This window comes from Rhodococcus sp. 06-156-4, assembly GCF_002259345.1.
Taxonomy (GTDB): domain Bacteria; phylum Actinomycetota; class Actinomycetes; order Mycobacteriales; family Mycobacteriaceae; genus Rhodococcoides; species Rhodococcoides fascians_E.
Genome location: NZ_NPGB01000011.1, coordinates 200,943 through 218,854 on the forward strand (window position 1 = coordinate 200,943; position 17,912 = coordinate 218,854).

A 17,912-nucleotide genomic window follows, 5' to 3' on the forward strand; every position below is an offset into this window, starting at 1 on the left:
ACTGTTCGATTACCCGGACAGCAAGGGCGACGAACGTCGCCTAGGGTTCGTAGGTCCGGCTCACCGCTCGACGTGGTGCGGCCGTGCAGGACTGTCGCGTTGGATCGTGTTTGGATTTCGGAGGATTTCTCGTGTTTGATCGCTCGTACTCGAAGACCGCTCGGATGTTGTTGGCAGTGGGCGGCGCCGGGGCGCTGTTGCTCTCGGGCTGCGCCCAGAACACCGAAGAAGGTGCTTCACCCGCAACCGACGAGACGACAGCTGTCGAGGTGACCAAGGTCGACGAGATCGCGGCGACCCTGCCGGAGAAGAACGTGTCGTCAGGGACTCTCGTCGTCGGTGTCAACGTGCCTTACTCGCCCAACGAGTTCAAGGATTCCTCGGGCAAGATCGTCGGTTTCGACGTGGACCTGATGAATGCAGTGGCAGGCGTGTTGGGCGTGACGGCACAGTACGAGGAAGCCGACTTCGATCGGATCATTCCGTCGATCCAGGGCGGTACGTACGACGTCGGGATGTCGTCGTTCACCGACACCAGGGAGCGTGAGCAGACCGTCGACTTCGCCACGTACTTCAACGCGGGTACGCAGTGGGCGCAGCAGACGGGCGGAAGCGTCGACCCGACGGACGCCTGCGGGCTGAAGGTCGCCGTGCAGACCACCACGATCCAGGATCAGGAGGAAGTTCCTGCGAAGAGCGAAGCGTGTGTCGCCGCAGGCAAGCCCGCCATCCAGATCGAGAAGTACGACAGCCAGGACGATGCCGTCAACGCACTCGTACTCGGGCGTGTCGACGCGATGTCCGCCGATTCACCGGTCACCGCGTACGCCATCAAGCAGACCGGCGACAAGCTGGAGGCGGCCGGTGACGTGTTCGACTCCGCTCCGTACGGTTACCCGGTCGCCAAGGGATCGCCGTTGGCGGCAACCCTGCAGCAGGCAGTGCAGCACCTGATCGACAACGGTCAGTACCAGACCATCGCGGAGAACTGGGGCGTCGAGGCGGGCGTCATCGAGGAGTCGCAGATCAACGGTGCGGTCAACTGATCCGCGGTCTGCTGCACTCACTCGTCGAAAGGACTTAGTGTGACCTCCTCGGCTTCGCCCGGCGCCGGCCGTTCCGGATCCTCGGACGGTTCGAGCACGGATCCGGCGCCGATCAAGGCGATTCCGCTGCGCCACCCGGGACGCTGGATCACCGCGGTCATCGTCATCGTGTTGTTCGGGCTGTTCGTGTACGGGGCTGCAACCAACCCTGCCTATGGTTGGGGCACGTACGGGCGCTACCTGTTCGACAGCCGGATCGGCAACGGTGTCTGGATCACCGTGCAACTGTTGGTCTACTCGATGGTCATCGCGATCGTGTTGGGCGTCGTCGTCGCGGTCATGCGATTGTCTCCCAACCCGGTGCTGCGCAGTGCCGCGTGGATCTACCTCTGGATCTTTCGCGGGACCCCGATCTACGTCCAGCTCACGTTCTGGGGACTGGTTCCGGTCATCTACCGCGAGGTGGCGCTCGGAATCCCGTTCACCGTTCAGTTGGCGACGTTCGATCTGCAGTCGCTGTACTCGGCGTTCTGGTTCGCGGTGATCGGGCTGGCCCTCAACGAGGCCGCCTACATGGCCGAGATCGTGCGCGCCGGCATCAACTCGGTCGGTGAAGGTCAGGTCGAGGCGTCGACGGCACTCGGCATGTCCTGGTCCCAGACGATGCGTCGGACGGTGTTGCCGCAGGCGATGAGGGTGATCATTCCTCCCACCGGTAACGAAGTGATCAGCATGCTGAAGACCACCTCGCTGGTCATCGCTGTGCCGTTCACGGGTGAGCTGTACGGGCGCGCCCGTGATATCTCGGGAGTGAACTTCGAGCCTGTGCCGCTGCTGCTCGTGGCGTCCACGTGGTACCTGGTGATGACGAGCATCCTGATGGTCGGGCAGTTCTACCTCGAACGCTATTACTCGAAAGGTGTGTCTCGTAAGTTGACCGGTCGCCAGTTGCAGGCCCTCGCCGATGCGCAGGGTGGCAAGCCGTTGCCCGTGCAGCGCTCCAGCGAAGGCGGCCCGTCGTGAGTCCGATGGTCAAAGCGCAGCAGGTGTGCAAGAACTTCGGCGCGCTGCAGGTTCTCAAGGGGATCACCCTCGAGGTCGACAAGGGCCAGGTCCTGTGCATGGTCGGACCGTCGGGATCGGGCAAGTCGACGTTCCTGCGGTGCATCAATCACCTCGAGCAGGTCAATGCCGGCCGGTTGTACGTCGACGACGAGCTCGTCGGGTACGAGGAGAAGAACGGCAAGCTCTACGAACTGCACCCGAAGAGGGCCGCACAGCAGCGCCGTGACATCGGAATGGTCTTCCAGCACTTCAACCTGTTCCCGCACCGAACGGCTTTGGACAACATCGTCGAGGCGCCGACGCAGGTCAAGGGCATCAAGAAAAAGGATGCGACGGCCCGAGCGAAGGAACTACTCGACCGGGTGGGTCTCGCGGACAAGGCCGACGCCTACCCGGCCCAGCTGTCCGGCGGCCAGCAACAGCGGGTAGCGATAGCGCGGGCACTGGCGATGGACCCCAAGCTCATGTTGTTCGACGAGCCGACGTCCGCACTCGACCCCGAGCTGGTCGGCGAAGTCCTGGGAGTCATGAAAGAACTCGCGCGCGACGGAATGACCATGGTCGTGGTGACGCACGAGATGGGCTTCGCCCGTGAAGTTGCGGACCAACTGGTGTTCATGGACGGCGGCGTCGTCGTCGAATCGGGCGACCCGAGATCTGTTCTGTCCAACCCGCAGCACGAGCGGACGCAGGCGTTCCTGTCGAAGCTGCTCTAGCTCGGTTTCCGAGCGCTGAAGATCGCGGTTCCGGGGAAGAGCTGACCGCGGAGTGGGCTCCACTGACCCCACTCGCGGTCCAGCCACTCCGGCCAGTCCGGTTCGACGATGTCCACGACCTCGAGTCCGGCGCCGACGATCTCGCGGACCCGGTCTCCGATCGTGCGATGGTGCTCGACGTACGTCGGCACGCCGTCGGCATCGAACTCGACGTACGGAGTTCGGTCGAAGTAGGGGATCGTCGCTGTCAGTCCGACCGGTCCCGGATCGTCGGGGAAGATCCACCTCATCGGGTGGTTCACCGCGAACACCCAGATTCCGCCGGGACGAAGTACGCGCGCGACTTCCTTCATCACCCCGGCGGAGTTCGCCACGAACGGCACGGCACCGAAAGCCGAGCATGCGATGTCGAAACTCGAATCGAGGAACGGAAGCGCCTCGGCGCTCGCCTGCACCAGCGGAACGTGATCGCCCGCGGCGGCCATGGCATCGACGCCGGTGCGCAGCATCCCTGCCGAAATATCCAGGCCGACGGCGCGGGCCCCCTGGGCGCCGAGCCACCGAGCACACGGCGCGGACCCGCAGCCCACTTCGAGGACATCTCGTCCGGACACGTCGCCGAGCAGGTGCACGTCGCCCTCGTGAAGACCTTCGGGGCACCAGACGAACTCTCCACGTTCGGACCCGACACCCAGAAACTCCCCGTGAGTGCGGTGGTACTCGTCGGCGTCGGAATCCCACCACGATCGGCTGGCTCGGTCGCTTGCCTCGGAGTCGATACGCGCACGGCCCGGGACGGCGGGAGACTGCGGGGTGTCGGTCACCGGAAACACGTTAGCTGGATTGCTCGAGCGTGGTGCTGTCGCGTTTGCCCACCTGTGACCTGGTCGAGTACCCTTACTGACGCGAGTGTGTTCACGCTGCCCCTGATCCGTCGAGGTTCGAGGGTGCGCGGGAACATTTTCGTTCTCGATCTGTTCTTGCATCACGAGCAGTAGGTGTCTTTCGACGCATACGGTTCTCGTTCTGTTCAGAACTACGTTCTACAGTCCGACCGAACATCCATCAACCGATACCCAACCCGTCCGGAGCAACTCAACACATGCCCTCAACCACAACCTCACCGCAGGTAGCCGTCAACGACATCGGCTCCGCAGAGGATTTTCTCGCCGCTATCGACGCCACGATCAAGTACTTCAACGATGGTGACATCGTCGAAGGCACCATCGTCAAGGTCGACCGCGACGAGGTTCTGCTCGACATCGGTTACAAGACCGAAGGCGTCATCCCTTCCCGTGAGCTCTCCATCAAGCACGACGTCGACCCCAACGAGGTCGTCTCCGTGGGCGATGAGGTCGAAGCTCTCGTCCTCACCAAGGAGGACAAGGAAGGCCGCCTGATCCTGTCCAAGAAGCGTGCGCAGTACGAGCGCGCCTGGGGCACGATCGAAGAGCTCAAGGAGAAGGACGAGGCCGTCAAGGGCACCGTCATCGAGGTCGTCAAGGGTGGACTCATCCTCGACATCGGTCTCCGTGGCTTCCTTCCCGCCTCGCTCGTCGAGATGCGTCGCGTCCGCGACCTCCAGCCGTACGTCGGCAAGGAGATCGAGGCCAAGATCATCGAGCTCGACAAGAACCGCAACAACGTGGTCCTGTCGCGCCGCGCATGGCTCGAGCAGACCCAGTCCGAGGTTCGCAGCGAGTTCCTGCACCAGCTCCAGAAGGGCCAGGTCCGCAAGGGCGTCGTGTCCTCCATCGTCAACTTCGGTGCCTTCGTGGACCTGGGTGGCGTCGACGGACTCGTCCACGTCTCCGAACTGTCCTGGAAGCACATCGATCACCCCTCCGAGGTTGTCGAGGTCGGCACCGAGGTCACCGTCGAGGTTCTCGACGTCGACCTGGACCGCGAGCGCGTGTCACTGTCGCTCAAGGCAACGCAGGAAGATCCGTGGCGCCAGTTCGCTCGCACCCACGCGATCGGCCAGATCGTGCCCGGCAAGGTCACCAAGCTCGTTCCGTTCGGCGCATTCGTTCGCGTCGAAGAGGGCATCGAGGGCCTCGTGCACATCTCCGAGCTGGCCGAGCGCCACGTGGAGGTCCCGGACCAGGTCGTCGGCGTCGGCGACGATGCACTTGTCAAGGTCATCGACATCGATCTCGAGCGTCGTCGTATCTCGCTGAGCCTCAAGCAGGCCAACGAGGACTACGCAGAAGAGTTCGACCCGTCCAAGTACGGAATGGCCGACTCGTACGACGAGCAGGGCAACTACATCTTCCCCGAGGGCTTCGACTCCGAGACCAACGAATGGCTCGAAGGCTACGAAAAGCAGCGTGAAGAGTGGGAAGGCCGCTACGCCGAGGCAGAGCGTCGCCACAAGATGCACACCGCTCAGATGGAGAAGACGGCCAAGGACGAAGCTGCCGAAGCCGCCAACACCAACTACTCCTCCGAGTCGGGTCAGGTTGCCGACGCCGAAGGTGATGCTCCCGCAGCATCCGCTCCGGCATCGACCGGCGGATCACTCGCCAGCGACGCACAGCTCGCTGCACTGCGTGAGAAGCTGTCGGGCAACGCCTGATAGACACTGTCCACCCCTAGTGGTGTGACCACAGCCCCGGCCCTCCCTTCGAGGGCCGGGGCTTCGTCGTTCGCCCCACCTCCTTCGAGACCGAATGTGCCGTTCGGTCACTTGAAGTGACCGAATGTTCCGTTCGGTCACCGAAGGGGCGGGAGGTGGTGCATCCGGGAAAACAAGAATGGACCCGATTCCGCGAGGGAATACGGGTCCATCGTCGTTTCGACGGGGTGGCTCAGCCTGCGACGGCGGGACTCCACTGAGCGACGGCGCCTGTCCGCTTGCGCATGGACGCGAAGCTGTGACGAGCCGGGCTGAGCAGGTTGGTGAACCAGTTGCGCCGATGGTCGGCCAACGCCAGGGCAACCTCGGGGATCAGAATGACGTGAACTCCCGATTCCATGCCGAGACGGTGCCGACCCGGTTGGATCTGATTGCTTCGCATCGAAAGTCCTTTTCGCTAGCAGTGGGTCGGCAAATACTTATCTCGCACGACGAAGATAACGGACACGGAGCCGAACCTGGTGCATTTGAGGCTGGTGTGCTTCGGCGTGTTTCGGTGAGAGACTGGGGACATGTTGAGACTCGGCCTCACCGGAGGCATCGGAGCAGGGAAGTCGACCGTGTCGAAGAGGCTGGCGGAGTTGGGCGGGGTGCTCGTCGACGCCGACGTGATCGCTCGGGAAGTCGTCGAGCCCGGGACTGTGGGTCTGCAGGAGTTGCTGGAGGCGTTCGGCGACGACATTCTGGCTGCCGATGGCTCGCTCGATCGGCCGGCGTTGGCGGCCAAGGCATTCGGTGACGATGCCTCTCGCGCGACGTTGAACTCGATCGTCCATCCGCTCGTCGGGAAGCGTACTGCCGAAATCATCGAGGGCGCCGCGGACGATGCCGTCGTGATTCAGGACATCCCACTTCTGGTGGAAGGCAAGATGGGTGCGCTGTTCCAACTCGTCGCTGTCGTGTTCGCCGATGCCGAGGAGCGGGTGGAACGACTTGTAGGCCAGCGGAAGATGCCGGAGACGGATGCGCGGGCCAGGATTGCTGCTCAGGCAACGGACGAACAACGCCGTGCGGCGGCGGATATCTGGATCGACAACAGCGGCGCACCGGATGATCTCGACGACGTGGTGCGTGATCTGTGGACCGAGCGCCTGGTGCCGTTCGAGAGGAACATCAGAGACGGCGTGATCGTCAGAACACATCCTGAACTCGTTCCGGCAGATCCTCGGTGGGCAGCTCAGGCCGAGCGCATCAAGGCGCGCATCGCGGTTGCGGCTGGAAGTTCAGCTGTGAGAATCGATCACATCGGCTCGACGGCGGTGCCCGGTCTCGACGCCAAGGACGTCATCGACATCCAGGTCACCGTCGCGAGTCTCGACGACGCGGATGCACTCGCGGAACCGTTGCGTCGGATAGGGTTTCCCCGCAACGCCAACATCACCGCGGACAACCCCAAGCCCGCCTACGGAATCGGCGGTGAGGCTGATCCTGCGTTGTGGACCAAGCGTTTCCACGGTTCGGCGGACCCGGGCCGGACGGCCAACATCCACATCCGCGTCGACGGGTGGCCAGGGCAGCAGTTCGCGCTCGTCTTCCGTGACTGGCTGATCGCCGATGTCGACGCGACCGCCGAGTATCTGGAAATCAAGCGCGCCGCTGATTTCGCGGCCAAGGATCGGTCCGATTACCAGTCCGCGATCGAGGCTTACGTCGGCGTGAAGGAGCCCTGGTTCGACCGAGCCTACGTGCGCGCCTGGGAATGGGCGGAGCGCACGGGTTGGAAGGCCTGAGAGTGAGCTCGTTCCCCGCTGCCGCATGAATGGACCATGCAAGCCGGCAGACCGTATGAATGGAACTTTCAAGCGATGGCGTCCCGCGCTGGAGCGAACCTCCGAAGCACTCCAGTCGTGTGGATGATCCGTTCGAGCGGTAGGGGACCGAACCCTCGTACGTGAGACCTCGACTTCTGCGTGACCTCAAGTGTTGCGTGGACGCCAGGTCGTGGGCATGCCCAGGGAGTCGAGCCAGGCGTCGAGGTCGTAGTCGTGGGAGGCGAGGCCGGCGACGGCGAGGACGGAGCGGTTGACTGCGAGGTCGGCGGTTGCGGTGTCGAGGTGGCCCTCGACTCTGGCTTCGAGGAGTTCGTCGGCGTCGAGGTAGTCGAATCCTCGTCCGGTGCGGACGCTGAGGTCGAGGTAGTGGTCGACGGAGGTCCAGGCGTCGACGCCGGGTGTGAACTCGCCGATGTCGATGTAGTAGTCCTGGTCGCGTTCGCTTCCTGGGGTGTAGTGGAAGATCGAGGCGCGCAGCCCGAGGCTGGGCAGTAGCCAGGACTGCAGGTAGTCGAATTGTGGGTGGTCGGACGGCCGCGCCATGTAGAGGCCCCACGGTTCGACGCGGTACTCGTCCACCGGGCGCACGAATCCCTTCGGGTCGGTGTTGGTGAGACCGACGACGTCGAAGTACTCGACCTTCGGTGGGTGGACGTGTACGTGTGGTGCCGCGGCGGGTGCGTCCATGGGTGAACAAATTACCTGGACGCGGCTCGAAAGGAACCTGTCGGTGGTCGCGTCTACCCTGGTTTCATGGCGTTTGCATCCGAACATCCCGTGGTGGCTCATTCCGAACACCGTCCGGTCGGAGAGATCGAACGGACGGGTCCGGCGTTCGAGGTTGTCAGTGAGCACAAGCCTGCCGGTGACCAGCCGACGGCTATCGCCGAGCTGGAACGCAGGATCAAGGCCGACGAGAAGGACGTGGTCCTCCTCGGTGCCACCGGAACGGGTAAGTCGGCGACCACGGCGTGGTTGATCGAGAAGCTGCAGCGGCCGACGTTGGTGATGGCGCCCAACAAGACGTTGGCGGCGCAGCTGGCCAACGAGCTTCGCGACATGCTGCCGAACAATGCGGTCGAGTACTTCGTCTCCTACTACGACTACTACCAACCCGAGGCGTACATCGCTCAGACGGACACCTACATCGAGAAGGACTCGTCGATCAACGACGACGTCGAGCGGCTGCGGCATTCCGCGACGGCAAACCTGTTGTCCAGGCGGGACGTCGTCGTGGTCGCGTCGGTGTCGTGCATCTACGGCCTCGGTACCCCGCAGTCGTACGTGGATCGCTCCATCGAACTGCAGGTCGGCGTCGAGGTGCCCCGGGACGCACTGCTGAGGCTCCTCGTGGATGTTCAGTACACGCGCAACGACATGGCGTTCACACGCGGATCGTTCCGGGTGCGCGGCGATACGGTCGAGATCATCCCGTCCTACGAGGAGCTGGCGGTTCGCATCGAGTTCTTCGGGGACGAGATCGAGGCGCTGTACTACTTGCATCCGTTGACCGGTGACACCGTCCGCCAGGTCGATTCCGTCCGTATTTTCCCGGCGACGCACTACGTTGCCGGTCCGGAGCGGATGGAGAAGGCGGTCGCGAACATCGAATTGGAGTTGGAGGAGCGCCTCGCCGAGTTGGAGAACAAGGGCAAATTGCTCGAGGCCCAGCGACTTCGCATGCGCACGCAGTACGACCTGGAGATGATCAAGCAGGTCGGGTTCTGTTCGGGCATCGAGAACTACTCGCGTCACATCGACGGCCGCGGACCGGGTACCGCTCCGGCGACGTTGATCGATTACTTCCCGGAGGATTTTCTTCTCGTCATCGACGAGTCCCACGTGACGGTGCCGCAGATCGGCGCGATGTACGAGGGCGACATGTCGAGGAAGCGCAACTTGGTGGAGTTCGGGTTCCGGCTTCCCTCGGCAACGGACAATCGACCGTTGACCTGGGAAGAGTTCACGCAGCGTATCGGTCAGACGGTGTATCTGTCGGCGACGCCCGGCAAATACGAGTTGGGGCAGACGGGCGGAGAGTTCGTCGAGCAGGTCATCAGGCCCACCGGTCTCGTCGATCCCAAGGTCGTGGTCAAGCCCACCAAGGGGCAGATCGACGACTTGGTTCACGAGATCCGCGAGCGCGCGGAGAAGGACGAGCGCATCCTCGTCACCACGTTGACCAAGAAGATGGCCGAGGACCTGACGGATTATCTGCTCGAGCTCGGCATCCGCGTCCGGTACCTCCACTCGGACATCGACACCCTCCGGCGCGTCGAGCTTCTCCGTCAGCTCCGCCTGGGCGAGTACGACGTTCTGATCGGAATCAACTTGCTTCGTGAGGGACTCGACCTTCCCGAGGTGTCCTTGGTCGCGATTCTCGACGCGGACAAGGAAGGGTTCCTGCGGAGCGGCACCAGCTTGGTCCAGACCATCGGCCGTGCGGCACGTAACGTCTCGGGCGAAGTCCACATGTACGCGGACAAGATGACGGACTCGATGACGTATGCCATCGAGGAGACCGAGCGGCGACGTGAGAAGCAGATCGCGTACAACCTCGAGAAGGGTGTCGATCCTCAGCCACTGCGCAAGAAGATCGCCGACATCCTGGATCAGGTGTACGAGGAAGCCGAGGACACCGAGGAGTCGGTCGAGATCGGCGGCTCCGGGCGCAACGCGAGTCGTGGGCGCCGTGCGCAGGGGGAGAAGGGCAGGGCCGTCAGCTCGGGTGTCTACGAGGGCCAGGACGTCAAGTCGATGCCGCGTGCAGAGCTTGCGGCCTTGGTCCAGAATCTCACCGATCAGATGATGAACGCCGCCCGCGAGTTGCAGTTCGAGCTTGCCGGACGACTGCGCGACGAGATCCAGGATCTGAAGAAGGAGCTGCGCGGAATGGACGCGGCCGGGTTGAAGTAACCGGCTTTCGCTACGGTTCAACCCATGAATGCTTCCACTGCCGGCCGGAGTGCCCGCGCACTCGAACTTCTGCACTCGTTGAGCTATTTCGTCCCGGAGACCCAGGACGCCTTGTCGGGTGCCGGCCTGGAGGGGCGTGCGCCGTACTTCGCCGGTCGTGCGGCTCCGCTGGGGGCTGTCGGTGCGGGCGTGGTGGCCGCAACGTTCTACAACTTCAATCGTGAACTGATCGAGCCGTTGGTACCCGCGGCGTGGAAAGCGGTGTCGCCGGAACGAGTCGTCGAGATCCGTTACCGAGCTGTCGGTGACGCCTACACCCGTCTGTTGGGGCAAGACGTGGTGTCGTCACATGCCATGGCCGAGGCCGCCGAGTTGGCATCGATCGCGGCGAGCCACATTCCCGGCGACGACGGACGTCCCCTGTATGCCGCGTACGCCGAGCTCGACTGGCCCGAGGTGCCCCACCTTCGTTTCTGGCACGCGTTGACGCTTCTCCGTGAGCACCGGGGCGACGGGCATATCGCGGCATTGCAGACAGCCGAGTTGAGCGGAATTCAGGCGCTCATCACTCACACTGCAACGGGCAAGGGGTTCGAGAAGGAATTCGCTCGGAAGCGTCGCGGGTGGTCGACCGAACAGTGGAACGACGGCCTGGACTCTCTTCGGGACCGTGAGATCGTAGACGCGGACGGTGCGCTCACCGAACACGGCAACGACCTCCGCGAGCTGGTGGAGGACATCACCAACGACTTGGCCCTCGCGCCCTGGGCTGCTCTCGGTGAGGAGGGCGCAGCGCGCCTCGTAGAGCTCGCGACACCGTGGCGGGACACGGTCATCGATCAGGGCGTGTTCCCGAACGGTGTGTTCAACAAGAAGTAGGCCAGGTGTCGGTCAGCTGGTGATGTCCTTCGTCGAGAATCGCTGCCAGGCCGCAACTCCGAAGACCGCCGCGTAGGCAAGGGCCGAGAAGGATCCGACGACCATGTCGTTCCATTCGATCGTGGGCGACAATGCGTCGATCCACGTGTTCGCGTAATGACCCGGCAGGTAATTGCGCAGCGAGCCGAGGGCGGTGATCTGGTCGAGGATCTGCATCAGGATGGAGGTCATCACCGCGCCGCCGACGGCTCCGAGCGGTGCATCGGTCAGGACCGAGAGCAACATCGCCAGGCCCGCGACCCACAACAGGTTGATGCAGATGTAGAGCACGGCAATCGCCAAGCGGCCCAGAGCCTCGGTGTAGGACAAGCCGTCGCCGAACGGTGTCACCAGTGGTTCGGCGCCGTACAGCACCGTGCCGAGGGCTAGGGACACCACTACCAGCGTGACGATCGCCGCGATGGACAGCGTTGCGGACACCAACGCTTTCTGCATCAGCAGGCGTGTGCGCGGAACCGGGATCGCCAGCAGATATCGGAGTGACGACCAGGACGCCTCGCTGGCCACCGAATCGCCGAAGAACAGCGCGACGACGACGATGAGCAGAAATCCGACGGACATGAACAGTGCGAACACGGTGAAGTTGACGCCTCCGCGCGTGCCGAGCTCGATGAGGCCGCCTGCATCGGAGTCCGCCGAGTTGCTGCCCACCGCGAACGCGATCGCCAGGATCACCGGGAGCAGGGCGAGAAATCCGATCGAGAGCTGTGTCCGACGTCGCCCGAACTGGCGTCGCAGTTCGGTCCGGAACGGGAGCGTCTTTCCAGCCGAGTAGCCGTCCACTCGTCCATCCGAATGCGCGCTCATGGGGTCTCCTTGGTCGACGCCGCGCTCATGGGGTCTCCTTCCGTCGACGCCGCGGGCAGGGCGTCGTTGTGGACGAGGTCGAGGAACACGTCTTCGAGTCGCGTCGACTGCGAGAGGCCGCGAAGCTGCAGCCCGTCGTCGAACAGCGCCCGGGTGACCCGTGCAGGGTCGAGCGCGCCGAGGTCGACTCGGAGTGTCGTGTCGTCGACGACGGCTGGGTGCAGGTCGAGCCGTTCGAGAACGCGCGCGCCGCGCTCTGCGTCGTCGACGCGCACTTCGGTCTGGCCTTTGGCTTCGGTCAGTTCGCGGACGGTGCCGGAGCTGATGACCGAGCCGCGGTTCATGACCACGACGTGGGTGCATGTCTGTTCGACCTCGGCCAGCAGGTGGCTCGAAACCAGCACGGTACGTCCTGTCTTCGCGTAGTTGATCAGGACGTCACGCATCGTGCGGATCTGGGGCGGATCGAGACCGTTGGTGGGTTCGTCGAGGACCATCAGGTCCGGTAGTCCCAGCATCGCCTGCGCGATGGCCAGACGTTGCCGCATGCCTTGGCTGTAGGACTTCACCTTGCGTTCGATGGCGGCGCCGAGATCGGCGATCTCCAACGCCTCCTCCAGGTGGGCGTCCTCGGGCGGTCTACCGGTCGCCTGCCAGTACAGCCGCAGGTTCTCCTTGCCGCTGAGGTGTGGGAGGAAGCCGGATCCTTCGACGAAGGATCCGAGGCGGGACAACACCGGCGATCCTGGTGACACCTTGTGTCCGAACACCCGGATTTCACCCGCGGTCGGAGTAATGAGACCCATGAGCATGCGCAGTGTCGTCGTCTTGCCTGCCCCGTTCGGACCGAGGAGACCCAGCACCTGGCCCTTCTTCACCTCGAAGCCCACGCCGTTCACGGCTTTGAACCCGTTGGAGTAGGTCTTCTCGAGTCCGGTGATGACAAGAGGTGTCTCGACGAGTGACTCGTCGACCTCGGCGACGATCCTGCGGCGTCCCCGAACGACGTTGACGCCGATCAGCGCGGCCACCGCGAGTGCGATCACACCGATACCGACGAGCGGAGCCGTCGGCACGGAACTGCTGCTCGTCGACGTGCCTTCGACGGACGGGACCGACAGGGTCGGGTCATCGAGGGACACGACGAATTGGGCCGGCTCGAGCGGGACCGCGTAGGCCTGATCGGTCGTCGACACGGAGATCTCGATGTGGTGGCCCTGTGGAACTGCATAGCTGATGCCCGGCAGCGTGACGGTGACGGGGATCGACCCTTCCGTGGCGGTACTCGGCAGTCTCACGGCAGCGACGCCGCCACCGGGAAGCGTGCGGCGACCGTCGGGCGCGACGTCGTAGAGCTTGACGAAGACAACTGCTTCCTGGGGCTGAGCGAATGCACCGATGCGGAGATTCACACGCGACGAGCCTGTGATGTTGAGTGGTTCGGCGAGTGGCGTGCCCTCGAACGTTGCCGACTGACCGGGAATGTCGGCCGACAGCGCAGCACCCGCCGGAGTAGCGGTCAGGGCGGACAGAGCCGAACCGAGACCGGGGACGGACGAGATCGCCGACGGGGATGCGCCCGGTGGCCTCACGATGGTCTGCTCGGCCGGAGGAGGGGCCTGCGCCGAAGGATCCTCCTGCGCGCCGTCCGCGGTGGCCGCGGATTTCGGGGACAGATCGACATCGACGAATTGTGCCGACGACGGCTTCGGGTCGCCCGCGAGGCCTGGGTAGTCCGGGGCGGTCATCCGGCGGTTCCGCGCTCGTTCCTGTTCGACGGCGGATCCTTGTACGGCATAGTTGAACGGTTGTTCGCTGCTCTCGGCGGCGTCCGGGCCGCGGAGCTTCGCGTCGAGGAAGTCCTTCATCGCGTTGTCGGAGCCGCCGTTGGTTCCGCCCCCGTCGTGCCCACCGCCGAACCACCGGACCTCCACGTCACCGCCGGCCTCCGAAATCTGGCGGGCGGTCGTGTCGGCCTGGTCGAGTCCGAACAGCGTGTCCTGCAGACCCTGCACGAGAAGCGTCGGGGCTGTGATGTTCGACGCGACGGCTGTGGGTGAGTGCGCGCTGAGGAGAGCGAGTAGTTCGGGTGTCGGCTCTCCGGTCACCGCAGACTGCGCGTACGCGGCACAGAATTCGGGCGCGAAACGGCCGCAGCCCGTCGAGGTCGCGTCGGCGCCGCCGCTGGTGTCCGGCGGCGGCGTGCTTCCGGCGCCGAAGAACACGCCCGCCCATCCTCGTTTGAGGACACCGGGTCCTCCGTACACGGATCCGGCGGGTGAGTCGATCGCGGCCAGTGAGGCGCGTGCTTCGTCGCTGGTGACGCCGTAGTTGGGGAACAGGGCCTGGCCGAGGTCGTTCCACGTGATGGCTGCGGCGACCGCGTCGATGCGTGGATCGGTTCCGGCGACACTCAGGGCGAGCGCGCCACCGTACGAACCTCCCGCGACACCGACACGTGGATCGCCGGGGCCATCGAGGAGAGTTTCGGGCCGCTCGGCGAGCCAGTCGATCAATGCGCGGCCGTCCGCGACTTCACCGTCCGGGTCGTTGAGGGAAATTGCTCCTCCGCTGTCACCGAAGCCGCGTGCACTGTAGGTGAGCACGAGAAAACCGTCAGCGGCAAGCGAGCGAGCTTGGCCGTCGACCGACAGTTTGTCGCCGCCGAATCCGTGGGCCAGCAACACGGCAGGCGCGGGCGTCACCTCGGGCACGTACAGGCGGGCATCCAGATCGATCGTCTCGGCACTGCCCGGGGCCTCCGGTACGGTGATCCTCGTGTCGAGGGTGGACGCCGCATCCTGGGAGGCGGGGGAGCGGAATACGAAGAAGATCGAGACAGCCAGAACGATCGCAACGAGAAGTACGGCGAACGCGGCGGTTCCGGGCGACCGAAGCGGCCGGGGGATGTGCATGTGAACCAATGTATGTGAGGCGCGAGAGTCGTGTTGTCGGCGAACTCCGCCTCACATCCGGCGGATGCAGATAGGGTCATCGAAACGGGTACGGGGACGGGCAGATCGGCTTGTGATCGACCACGACCGCACCCGTAGAAGCATCGTCGAATGTGTGACAGAACACCTACAACTGGAGGAATGAATGAGTGCCTATCGCACCGTCGTCGTCGGAACCGATGGGTCCGAGTCGTCATTGCGCGCAGTGGAGAAGGCTGCGTCGATCGCCGGCGACGCGGACGCGACGCTGGTGATCGCCTGCGCTTACTATCCGGCCGATCCCAAGGACACAGGCAAGGCAGCCGATGCGTTGCGCGAGGATGCGTACCAGATCACCGGTTCCGCTCCGACGCACGACATCCTCCGGACCGCGCGTGAGCATGCGGTCAAGGCAGGCGCGAAGAACATCGACGAGCGTGCGATCGTCGGCGCCCCCGTCGAGTCCTTGCTTCAGCTGGTCGACGATGTGAAGGCGGATCTGCTCGTCGTCGGAAACCGCGGACTCAATTCGCTGACCGGTCGGTTGCTGGGTTCCGTCCCGTCCGACGCAGCGAGGAAGTCCACCAGCGACGTCCTCATCGTTCACACCGTCAGGTAGACGAGATCACTGTGGCCCGGCGGACTGCCCGCCGGGCCACAGTCGTGCGGTCAGGTACTGCGTGGGTCAGTGGACGAGGGCCTCGAACGGTGCGAGCGAGCGGAGTTCGACGGGCAGCGGACGGCTGTGCACGACACCCAGACGCTGCGTCGCGCGCGTCAGAGCGACGTAGAGATCACTCATGCCCATGGGGGATTCGTCGATGATGTCCGAGGGCTCGACGATGAGAACCGAGTCGAATTCCAGTCCCTTCGCGTCCTTGACCGTCGACACCGTCACGGTGTCCGATCTCAGATGCGCGAACGTGTCGACTCTGTCGTGGGGTGCCAGCACGACGCTGATGCCTGGGCGTGGGTGCTCGGCAAGACGCTGTTCGACGGTGCGCGGCAACGAGGTCTCGGCGACTTCCTGCGCCCACGGCACATTGCCGGAATCTCGTACCGATCGTGGCACCGACTGAACCGGGTCGATGGCCGCGAGAACGTCACGGGCGACGGTCATGATTTCCGACGGCGTTCGGTAGTTGACCGTCAGCTCCGTCTTCTTCCACCGCTGTGCGACATACGGTTCCAGTACTCGAGCCCACGACGTGGTACCGGCGGGGTCGCCGGTCTGAGCTACGTCTCCGACGAGGGTCATCCACCGATTCGGTATGCGCCGCATGACCATTCGCCACGCCATGTCGGACAGTTCCTGAGCCTCGTCGACGATGACGTGCCCGTACGTCCAGGTGCGGTCACCGGCGGCGCGTTCGGCCGTGGTGAGACGTGCCCCGGAGTCCTGTCGGCTGGCGAGCTGACTCGCGTCGATCAGGTCGTATGCCATCAGAATTTCGGGGTCGAGCTCGTCTTCGAGATCCTGCGGTGCGGACCCTGTGAGGATGTCCAGTGCTCCCTGCGCGTCGGCGATTTGGTTGCGCCACTGACGATTTGCTTGTTCGCGTTCCGCGTTGTCGTCGATGCCGAGCAATTCGGCGAGTTCGTCCAGCAACGGTGCGTCGGCGGACGAGAATCCGCGTCCGCGTCGGACCAATGCGTCACGCTCCGCGGGGGTGAGGTCCGGCGCAGCCGACGCGATCCGGTCCGGGGAAGCGAACAGGTCTCGGAGTACTTGCTGGGGAGTGAGATCCGGCCACAGCTCGTCGATCGCCGCCATGACGTCGGCGTCTTCCTTCATCTCGTCCCGCATGTCGGCGATGTCGTCCCGGCTGAGAAGGCTGCCACCGTCGACCACGTTCTCACCCAACTTCGCCGCCAGTTGTTGTGCGAGCCCGTCCACGACGGACGCCACGAACAGCGGCCGCGCCAGGTTGTGGGGCCGCCGCGACGATCTGGCCCGGCCCCGAGCACGGGTGACGATCTTGCGGTCGAGGGTGATGTCGTAGGTGTCGAAACGCAGTCGCTTCGGTTCCGACGGCACCTCTTGGCGATCGCGTACCGCCTTGGTGAGCACCGCGACCATCGACGTCGATCCCTTGACCTGTGCAGCGAGTGTGGAGTCCTCGAGCGTCGCCCGCACCCCCGGGTAGAGGTTGCCGATGGTGGAGAGCAGCACTCCGGTCTCGCCGAGCGAGGGGAGTACTTGGCCGATGTAGTCCAGGAATGTGGCGTTCGGCCCGATGATCAGCACACCGCTCTTGGCGAGCTGCTGACGATAGGTGTAGAGCAAGTACGCGGCACGGTGAAGTGCCACGGCGGTCTTACCGGTACCGGGCCCTCCCTGCACCACCAGCACACTGCGGTGCTCGGAGCGAATGATGGCGTCCTGTTCGCTCTGAATCGTCTCGACGATGTCGTTCATCTGCCCCGTGCGGGCCGCGTCCAGAGCCGACAACAACGCGCTCTCGCCGGCGACACCGGTGGAATCGGAACTCAGGCCGACTTCCTGCGCGGCGGCGAGATCGAGGTACTCGTCGGCCAAAGACGTGACCCGACGACTCCTCGTACGGATGTGGCGCCGACGAAGCACGTTCTCCGGCGCAGCAGGCGTGGCGAGGTAGAACGGGCGGGCCATGGGCGCACGCCAGTCGAGCAGCAGGGTTTCGTAGTCGTTGGCCTCGTCGAGAATCCCGACACGGCCGACGTAGCGGACCGGCGAGTCGTCACCGTCGGTGGACAGGTCGATCCGTCCGAAGCACAGGCCGTTCTCGGCGGCGTCGTACTTCGCGATGTCGTCGGTGTAGAGATGCGTGAACGATTCCCGTTCACTTCGCGCCTGCGGTGTGCCCCCGGTTTCGAGCAAGACGGTGCTGAGCCGATTCTGCGCGTACTTCCGTAGGGCGTCGAGTTGGTCGTAGAGCATTGTGACGTAGGACTGCTCGCGATCCTGGTCGGTCACGTGCTGATCGCTGGTGACCGAAAGGCCGTCGTCCGGCAAAGGTTCTCCTCGGGAGTTCGGCGAATAGATGCGCGAAAATCGCCCAAGTAGTCTACGACGAACGAGAGCCCCACCGCAGAACAGC

The 17,912-nt window shown here is 64.3% G+C and carries 14 protein-coding genes; 8 read left to right on the forward strand and 6 right to left on the reverse strand.

The genetic code is table 11. The annotated features are described in order from the left end of the window. Positions 1–164: 164 nt before the first annotated feature. From CH290_RS06805 to CH290_RS06815, 3 genes are read left to right on the forward strand one after another with little or no spacing between them, the layout of a single operon-like run. Entirely contained in the window at positions 165–1,046 is an 882-nt protein-coding gene (locus CH290_RS06805) for an ABC transporter substrate-binding protein (RefSeq protein ID WP_033188606.1), read from the forward strand. A gap of 39 nt (positions 1,047–1,085) precedes the next feature. Continuing rightward, positions 1,086–2,069, forward strand: coding sequence for an amino acid ABC transporter permease (locus tag CH290_RS06810; protein ID WP_020112037.1), 984 nt, complete (start codon positions 1,086–1,088; stop codon positions 2,067–2,069). Positions 2,070–2,074: 5 nt separating this feature from the next. Beyond that, on the forward strand, positions 2,075–2,827 hold the full coding sequence (locus CH290_RS06815; RefSeq protein WP_019665826.1) for an amino acid ABC transporter ATP-binding protein: 753 nt from the start codon (positions 2,075–2,077) through the stop codon (positions 2,825–2,827). On the opposite strand, the gene CH290_RS06820 is transcribed toward CH290_RS06815, so the two are convergent. After that, on the reverse strand, positions 2,824–3,660 hold the full coding sequence (locus tag CH290_RS06820; RefSeq protein WP_019665825.1) for a class I SAM-dependent methyltransferase: 837 nt from the start codon (positions 3,658–3,660) through the stop codon (positions 2,824–2,826). The two genes, CH290_RS06815 and CH290_RS06820, sit on opposite strands and share 4 nt — an antisense overlap. 269 nt (positions 3,661–3,929) lie before the next feature. Between CH290_RS06820 and rpsA the strand changes: the two genes are divergently transcribed. Beyond that, positions 3,930–5,405 (forward strand): 30S ribosomal protein S1, encoded by a 1,476-nt coding sequence (rpsA, locus tag CH290_RS06825; RefSeq protein ID WP_019665824.1) that lies wholly within the window; start codon positions 3,930–3,932, stop codon positions 5,403–5,405. A 232-nt stretch (positions 5,406–5,637) separates the two neighbouring features. Here rpsA and CH290_RS06830 read toward each other — a convergent pair whose 3' ends face one another. Further along, on the reverse strand, positions 5,638–5,847 hold the full coding sequence (locus CH290_RS06830) for a hypothetical protein (protein ID WP_019665823.1): 210 nt from the start codon (positions 5,845–5,847) through the stop codon (positions 5,638–5,640). Between the two features lie 130 nt (positions 5,848–5,977). Here CH290_RS06830 and coaE point away from each other — a divergent pair, with 130 nt between their 5' ends. Next, positions 5,978–7,195 (forward strand): dephospho-CoA kinase, encoded by a 1,218-nt coding sequence (coaE, locus tag CH290_RS06835; protein ID WP_033188596.1) that lies wholly within the window; start codon positions 5,978–5,980, stop codon positions 7,193–7,195. A gap of 186 nt (positions 7,196–7,381) precedes the next feature. Here the strand turns inward: coaE and CH290_RS06840 are convergent, their stop codons facing one another. Next, positions 7,382–7,924, reverse strand: a complete 543-nt coding sequence (locus tag CH290_RS06840; RefSeq protein WP_020112038.1) for a ribonuclease FAU-1 family protein — start codon at positions 7,922–7,924, stop codon at positions 7,382–7,384. A gap of 66 nt (positions 7,925–7,990) precedes the next feature. On the opposite strand from CH290_RS06840, the gene uvrB reads away from it, so the two are divergent. Together uvrB and CH290_RS06850 are read left to right on the forward strand one after the other, a co-directional pair. Continuing rightward, entirely contained in the window at positions 7,991–10,153 is a 2,163-nt protein-coding gene (uvrB, locus tag CH290_RS06845) for an excinuclease ABC subunit UvrB (protein WP_033188597.1), read from the forward strand. A 24-nt stretch (positions 10,154–10,177) separates the two neighbouring features. After that, entirely contained in the window at positions 10,178–11,032 is an 855-nt protein-coding gene (locus tag CH290_RS06850) for an SCO6745 family protein (protein WP_033188598.1), read from the forward strand. A 12-nt stretch (positions 11,033–11,044) separates the two neighbouring features. Here CH290_RS06850 and CH290_RS06855 read toward each other — a convergent pair whose 3' ends face one another. Together CH290_RS06855 and CH290_RS06860 are read right to left on the reverse strand one after the other, a co-directional pair. Then, complete coding sequence (locus tag CH290_RS06855; RefSeq protein WP_019665818.1) at positions 11,045–11,899, reverse strand: ABC transporter permease; 855 nt, start codon at positions 11,897–11,899, stop codon at positions 11,045–11,047. Beyond that, positions 11,896–14,814, reverse strand: coding sequence for an alpha/beta fold hydrolase (locus CH290_RS06860; protein ID WP_052083086.1), 2,919 nt, complete (start codon positions 14,812–14,814; stop codon positions 11,896–11,898). The genes CH290_RS06855 and CH290_RS06860 overlap by 4 nt, the downstream gene beginning before the upstream one ends. Before the next feature lie 184 nt (positions 14,815–14,998). On the opposite strand from CH290_RS06860, the gene CH290_RS06865 reads away from it, so the two are divergent. Next, positions 14,999–15,451, forward strand: coding sequence for a universal stress protein (locus tag CH290_RS06865; protein WP_019665816.1), 453 nt, complete (start codon positions 14,999–15,001; stop codon positions 15,449–15,451). 66 nt (positions 15,452–15,517) lie between these two features. Here the strand turns inward: CH290_RS06865 and CH290_RS06870 are convergent, their stop codons facing one another. After that, complete coding sequence (locus CH290_RS06870; RefSeq protein WP_033188599.1) at positions 15,518–17,827, reverse strand: HelD family protein; 2,310 nt, start codon at positions 17,825–17,827, stop codon at positions 15,518–15,520. Between the last annotated feature and the right edge of the window lie 85 nt (positions 17,828–17,912).

Excerpts from the sequence above, each read along its gene's own strand:
- CH290_RS06805 (WP_033188606.1), top strand. The coding sequence starts at position 165 with ATGTTGTTGGCAGTGGGCGGCGCCGGGGCGCTGTTGCTCTCGGGCTGC.
- CH290_RS06815 (WP_019665826.1), top strand. The coding sequence starts at position 2,075 with ATGGTCAAAGCGCAGCAGGTGTGCAAGAACTTCGGCGCGCTGCAGGTT.
- rpsA (WP_019665824.1), top strand. The coding sequence starts at position 3,930 with ATGCCCTCAACCACAACCTCACCGCAGGTAGCCGTCAACGACATCGGC.
- CH290_RS06830 (WP_019665823.1), bottom strand. The coding sequence starts at position 5,847 with ATGCGAAGCAATCAGATCCAACCGGGTCGGCACCGTCTCGGCATGGAA.
- coaE (WP_033188596.1), top strand. The coding sequence starts at position 5,978 with ATGTTGAGACTCGGCCTCACCGGAGGCATCGGAGCAGGGAAGTCGACC.
- CH290_RS06840 (WP_020112038.1), bottom strand. The coding sequence starts at position 7,924 with ATGGACGCACCCGCCGCGGCACCACACGTACACGTCCACCCACCGAAG.
- uvrB (WP_033188597.1), top strand. The coding sequence starts at position 7,991 with ATGGCGTTTGCATCCGAACATCCCGTGGTGGCTCATTCCGAACACCGT.
- CH290_RS06850 (WP_033188598.1), top strand. The coding sequence starts at position 10,178 with ATGAATGCTTCCACTGCCGGCCGGAGTGCCCGCGCACTCGAACTTCTG.
- CH290_RS06855 (WP_019665818.1), bottom strand. The coding sequence starts at position 11,899 with ATGAGCGCGCATTCGGATGGACGAGTGGACGGCTACTCGGCTGGAAAG.
- CH290_RS06860 (WP_052083086.1), bottom strand. The coding sequence starts at position 14,814 with ATGCACATCCCCCGGCCGCTTCGGTCGCCCGGAACCGCCGCGTTCGCC.
- CH290_RS06865 (WP_019665816.1), top strand. The coding sequence starts at position 14,999 with ATGAGTGCCTATCGCACCGTCGTCGTCGGAACCGATGGGTCCGAGTCG.